Origin of the sequence: Flavobacterium sp. GSP6 (genome assembly GCF_003984855.1) — a bacterium.
GTDB lineage: Bacteria > Bacteroidota > Bacteroidia > Flavobacteriales > Flavobacteriaceae > Flavobacterium.
The window spans coordinates 1-5,767 of sequence record NZ_RYDO01000026.1 but is presented as its reverse complement, the minus strand read 5'-3'; the positions used below and the strand labels follow the sequence as shown (position 1 = coordinate 5,767).

General features: G+C 29.9%; 6 protein-coding genes. All 6 read right to left on the bottom strand.

From position 1 onward, the window contains the following. Positions 1–221 precede the first annotated feature (221 nt). On the bottom strand, positions 222–701 hold the full coding sequence (locus EKM03_RS14800; RefSeq protein WP_126740706.1) for a hypothetical protein: 480 nt from the start codon (positions 699–701) through the stop codon (positions 222–224). Between the two features lie 343 nt (positions 702–1,044). Next, positions 1,045–1,404, bottom strand: coding sequence for a hypothetical protein (locus EKM03_RS14795; RefSeq protein ID WP_126740705.1), 360 nt, complete (start codon positions 1,402–1,404; stop codon positions 1,045–1,047). Further along, the gene (locus tag EKM03_RS14790) at positions 1,404–3,134 is read right to left on the bottom strand and encodes a hypothetical protein (RefSeq protein ID WP_126740704.1); all 1,731 of its coding nucleotides are present in this window, start codon (positions 3,132–3,134) and stop codon (positions 1,404–1,406) included. Before EKM03_RS14790 ends, EKM03_RS14795 begins: the two co-directional genes overlap by 1 nt. Positions 3,135–3,262: 128 nt before the next feature. Further along, positions 3,263–4,000 (bottom strand): hypothetical protein, encoded by a 738-nt coding sequence (locus EKM03_RS14785; protein ID WP_126740703.1) that lies wholly within the window; start codon positions 3,998–4,000, stop codon positions 3,263–3,265. Positions 4,001–4,146: 146 nt separating this feature from the next. Further along, complete coding sequence (locus EKM03_RS14780) at positions 4,147–4,620, bottom strand: hypothetical protein (RefSeq protein WP_199741574.1); 474 nt, start codon at positions 4,618–4,620, stop codon at positions 4,147–4,149. A 313-nt stretch (positions 4,621–4,933) separates the two neighbouring features. Further along, entirely contained in the window at positions 4,934–5,659 is a 726-nt protein-coding gene (locus EKM03_RS14775; RefSeq protein WP_126740701.1) for a hypothetical protein, read from the bottom strand. Positions 5,660–5,767: the final 108 nt, after the last annotated feature.

The window sequence follows — 5,767 nt, the reverse complement described above, 5'->3', positions numbered from 1 at the left end:
ATGCTTAAATATACATAAAACCAACGAATTATGCAAATTATTTGAACGATTTTTTGTACAAATTATCTAACATAGAGAAAGGAGGTTATTAGACAGTTTGACGTCCCCGCGCTACACGCAGTTTGCGACTAAATTAAGCCCATTATTCGGATTTGCCAAATCATCCAAATACAAAACCATCTTTCCATTAAGCCAATTGACCAAATCCGTTGTAGTAGCTGTTACCTGCTGGCTTTGTATATTCCGATTAATTTACTTTCCTTTTTGTTTTGTATTACGTTTTCTTTGACTGTTGTCCAAGGCATTTTTATTCTTTCATATCCTCTGTAAATAGTTTCCCAATTATTTCCATTCGGTTTTTGAAGGAATGATTTATAAACTTTATCATTTTTCACAAATTGGAGAATCCTATATTCACCGTTGATTAATCCAATAACACTTTCGTAAAATTTGTTGACTAATTCTTCAGAATCGGCAGAGAAAAATTGACACCAAATGTAATCAGTCGATATATGAAGTTCATCTTCATTCTGTAAATTCAGATTGATTTCAAAATCAATTCCATTCTGTTTTGGTATATCCATTGACAAATCCAAATTTTCATTGTCGTAGTCTATTATCATAGTTAAGTCAGGGAAATCATTTTGTATTTCCTTAAACTTCTTTTCTGCTATTTTAAAACATCTTGCTTTCGGTTCCATTTTTTTAAGCTTGCCCATAACGTTTGGTCGTTTGGCGATGTGGCGGATTAAGGAAGCCTAGTCTTTCGGTTAAGACTACTTTTCCAAGTACAAGACCAACTTTAAATTGAGCATAAACCCGCCATATAGCCAAACGGCGGTTACAGGAAGCCTTTACTTTTGTGGTACTGATATTTCTATTTAATTTCAATTTTGTTTAACAAATTTTGTTGTCTTATTTCCACAATCCTTCAGGTTTATGAAAATATATAATAACAGATTCAATGCTTTTATCTTTGAAGGCAATGGTGAAGTGTTGAAAGCAAATAGGTTGACTGAACAACCTATTTGCTTTTTTACAATATCATTCGATTTTATAGATAATCAAAATTTCTTTTGATTTATGTTTATAAACAGCCAAAAAAAGTTTAACTCTTTTGTTTTCTAGATTATTATAAATTTTTGAGTTAAAATACTTATAATTGAAAGTTTCATCATTTATTGGCAATCCAATAATTTTTTTTGAATTTTCATAATAATATAAACTAGTTGTTAAATTACTTTCATTAATTCCTGTCAACTTAGAAGTTAATTTTTTGTCTATATTTGTTTTTCCCACACTGTTTAAGATAACCTCAATTGTTCTTTTCTCCATTATTTTTTTACTTTGAGAAGAACAGCAATTAAAGATTAGCATCATTAAAATTAAAGATATTTTTTTCATTATAGTTTAGTTTTACTTTTTCTAATTTGTGTTATTATATAATCGTGAGCTACAGAATTAAAGTAGCCACTACATTGCGATTTACCACTAATTTTACCCGTTGACGAATTATAATATAATAGATTTAAGGGACTAGTTCCTTGACTTGTATTACCTGAAGCGTTATCATAAAACTGAAAGTAATTACCATTGCTATTACTACCCATTCCTACTATTACTACAAAATGATCCGTTGAATTATCAGGATTACCAGGGTGTCCTGGATTTTCATCAACTCCAACAATAACAGATATGTTATTACTCAAAGCATATTTTAAATAACTTAGACCTTTTGTTAAATTCGCTTCATTAACTCCGTTTTGTTCAGTGTAAATTTGAAATGTTTGCCCTGCTGATCCATAGTTTGATATTTGGTAACCATTTTTAGCAATTTGTGCTTTTGCATAATCCATACAATTTCTTTTAATCCCTGGAGAACCCCATCCAACAAATTGACTTGTGGGTATAACTTGAAAAATAGTTGTCCAAGTTTGTTGTGGATTAAAATCGGAGTAAGTATTAGTGTCATTTCCACCATCTGTATTATTATCTAAGTCCAAAGAACTATTTGTATCTAATGAAGTTTTGTTATAAAAAACATCATTAAAATTTTGGTTGGGATTATTTAATTGAGAGTAAATTAATTTCATAGAAAATTCTTTACTTGCAGACGAAGCATCATTTTCTTCTAAATAAGCCACAATAGTAAGATTAGCAACAACAACAGCGTATTCTTCTTCGGATAATGAATATAGAAATTGTAAAACATTTTCGTTAAAGCTCAAACTATTTCCGCCACCACCTGTTGAGCTCATTGCCATAAACCTATCGGGCTCTGCAATATATTGTGTTGTACTTCCTGAACAAGTAACACTGACTACTATTTCATAATAACCATCATTGATCGCGTCATTATTGCAAGAAGTCCCTGGTGAGTGACTACCACCATTTGTGCAATTATGCGTTATAATACTGTATGTATTTGTGCAAGATTCACTTTTTGAAGCAATTTTTGATTTCGTGTTTTTAACTTGAGCAACGCCATTGATAAATTGAGTTTCTCCCTTTATATTGTTTTTTAAATCAAAAACTTGTAACGTACCAGAAAAGTGTTTTTCATCAAAAAATGCTACTGGACTATTTGGTATGAATTTTGCAAAACCTGCTTTTTCAGTAGCTTTGTTTTTTGTAATGATAAGGTATTTAAAGAATGGTTTGTCTTTTGAATAATCATTAATTAGAAGTGAGTAGGTTACATATTCATTTTCTTTAATTATTTTCATAAAATTAGAATAGTCTTCACTCTTCTTTTTGAATTTTGAAAAGCTTAATTCTTGTTTTAATTCAATATTTAGGTAATTTTTGATTTGACTATTATCAATTTCATGTAATACCTGGTCAATTGAAATTTTTAGTGAAGTTCCTCTAGATTGAGTTTTAATTACTTCTTGATACAAATCTTTCTCACAGCTAACGCAAGTAAAGAATATTGTTATCAAAAGTAACGATGCCCAGTTTTTAATTTTTATTATCATATTAAATTGTTTTTGAACCTTTTTATTTCGCATTTGCTGGGCTGAAAAGGATTTGTTTGCTCCCGTTTTCAGGATGTTTTTCTTTTTTTTTGCGGTTTCTATTTTCGCATCTTTTGGAAAAGGTTTCCTGTAACGTTCCGCAGCTACACGATGCACAAGGGTTCGAAATCCGAGTATTTTCGGCTTAACGTGAAGGACTTGCGAAACGATAATTCCACTAGAGCCTTGTGTATTGTGTAACTGCTGTTATGCGGTCGTGCTTCTCTTTCTAATATCTGTTTCGCCTAATGTTTACTTTCATTGTCAGCTTTTATTTTCTGCAAGTCAATGGTAATAATGTCTGTATTCCATTTTTCAGGGTCAGCATTTACAAGATACTTATATTTCAAAGTCAGAATGTTGTCATTAGTTTGGGGTTCTTCAAATAAATACTCTGGAAACATTTGAGAGGATTCCATAACAGTTTTTCTAAGTCGTCCTTGAGGAATTGAATAATTAAATTTTGTTTTAGTGTCAATATTGTAAAAAGTCAATGTGACTAACGAGTCAGATGAAAGATACAAAACGTAATTGTTATAATCCGTGTCGCTGTAATAAATGATTGTTCCGAACTCTTCAATCACTTTTCCATTGTCTTTGTCTATGAGTTCAAAATTTGTGGGGAATCCACCACCTGATGCTTGTCTGTTTTCAAATAACAATGTCGTTTTATATTCTTTTACAAATTGATAACCTAATCGTGATGTTAGTTCTATTAATGGCTTGTCTAACGAATACATAATTTTCTTTAAACCGTTTTTGTTCTCAAATGTCAGCCAAGAAGAATCGCAATTGAATTGTCTATATAACTTGGAACCATTTTGAAATAGTGTCGTGTCACAACTTATAGATTCATTTAAGTTAGGCTGTGTTTTATAATTGCAATTTTTGTTGCTCGTCCCTTTGGAACTATGTTGTGCAACAATGTCGAACGAAATAAATGTCGTCAGGAAAATAATTGATATGATGATTTTATTTTTCAATGCTTTCTTGTCGGTTTAGGTTTTGTAGTGTCGTCCTAGCATGCCGCATAAGGTATCGTGGCTTTGAGATGGCTGGAAGTTCGTAAACGCTCAATTTTCGGCTTAACGAAAACTTGATGCGAAACGGTAATTCCACTAAATTCCAGCTAGCTCAAAATGGCTGTTAGCGGTTGTGCTTTCTTTTCGATTTCGAGTTTCAATTCTGCAATTTCGCTTCTGCTTTTTTCTCCAAGAACATTTGCTAAATTATCTAATTCTATTTTTCCGTTAAGATAATAGTTTATTAGTTCATCTCTTATTTTTTGAATATCATTGGAGTTGTATAATTCATAATTACATATTTTCAATTCACCAGAATACAGTTTTAACTTTATAAAATTCTCAACTCCGTTTGACCTAGGACTATTAAAATTACCTCTTCCAGAAGAAACTATTTTACCATAATAATCGTCATTTGTAATCTCAATATTTTTAATCTTTTCAATTTCAAATACTTCATTTCCAATTTGAATTGAGTTCATTTCAAAAGTTAGAAATCCATCAATTTCTCCTTGCAAAGGTTCAGCTTTAGGAATTCCAATAAGTCTTAAAATCATTCCGCAAATAAAAGTAATAAGCATTATTCCAAGAAGAGTATTGTTGAGAACGTTTTTTTCTAAAGTTCCACTACCATTTTTTATTACTAAAATGAGTAAACAAGTAAATATAATTGGATAAATAACTCTATTGTTACTCCAATAAAATTTCGATGACTTCTTAAAAATTGAAAATCGTTTCATTTAATTCGGTTATAGCATTACCGCTAACGTTCTGCTGCCTGTGGCTGTTGTGGAAGTTCGTAATCTTTCAAGTTTTGGCTTTTCAAAAAGTTGATGCGAAACGATAATTCCACTAAATCCCACAATAGACACAGACAGCTGTTGTGAGAAGTTTTTAATTAGCTTTAATAATCATATCATTTGTGATTCTTATAACAGGAGCAGTTTTAATACTATCAATTTTCGGACTATTTTTGGGGTCTGAATTTTTTTCTAAGTAAACTGTTGTGGTGTTTTCTTTTTTCAAAACATTTACAACTTTCGTATCAAGTAAAAAAAATTGTTTGAGTTTTGTTCCTATATAAAAATTAATAGTTTTCAAATCATCACATTCAAAAAGTTGGAGATTTTCCAAATTCGGTAAATTTTGAAGATTAAGATTTTCAACTGGATTTCCTTGAATATATAAGGAATTTAATTTTTCATATTTGCCAATAAACTCTAGTTCTTTTAGTCCATTTCTAAAAGCATATAATCCTTGTAAGTTTGGCATTTCTTTTATTACTAGTTTTTCTCCTAATTTATTTTCTCCAACATAAAGTTCTTCAATTGTTTTATTTCCATAGAAAACTTTTAAATCGGATATATCATTAGTCATTACGTTTAAGATTTTTAAACTTTTAAAGAATTTCAAGTCATCTAAACTTTTTATGTTTTTTTTATTGACTTTAATTTTAGTTACAGTGTCAATTTCGCTAATTTCGATTTCGTTATTTTTATTGAAATCATAACCAAGTTCAATTAATGCACTTTTCAAATTTTTATCTTTAAATTTTATTTTTTGTGCATTAACGTTCAAAGAAATTAAAGCAATAATTATAATTAAGAATTTATATTTCATATGTTTTTTTTTGGTTTTCGTTTTTTTTTTCTAAAATTTCTGCCAACGTCAGTTCGTCTAAAAACCTCTAAACGAACTGTATTTTGTTACTCATGGAGTAAATATATG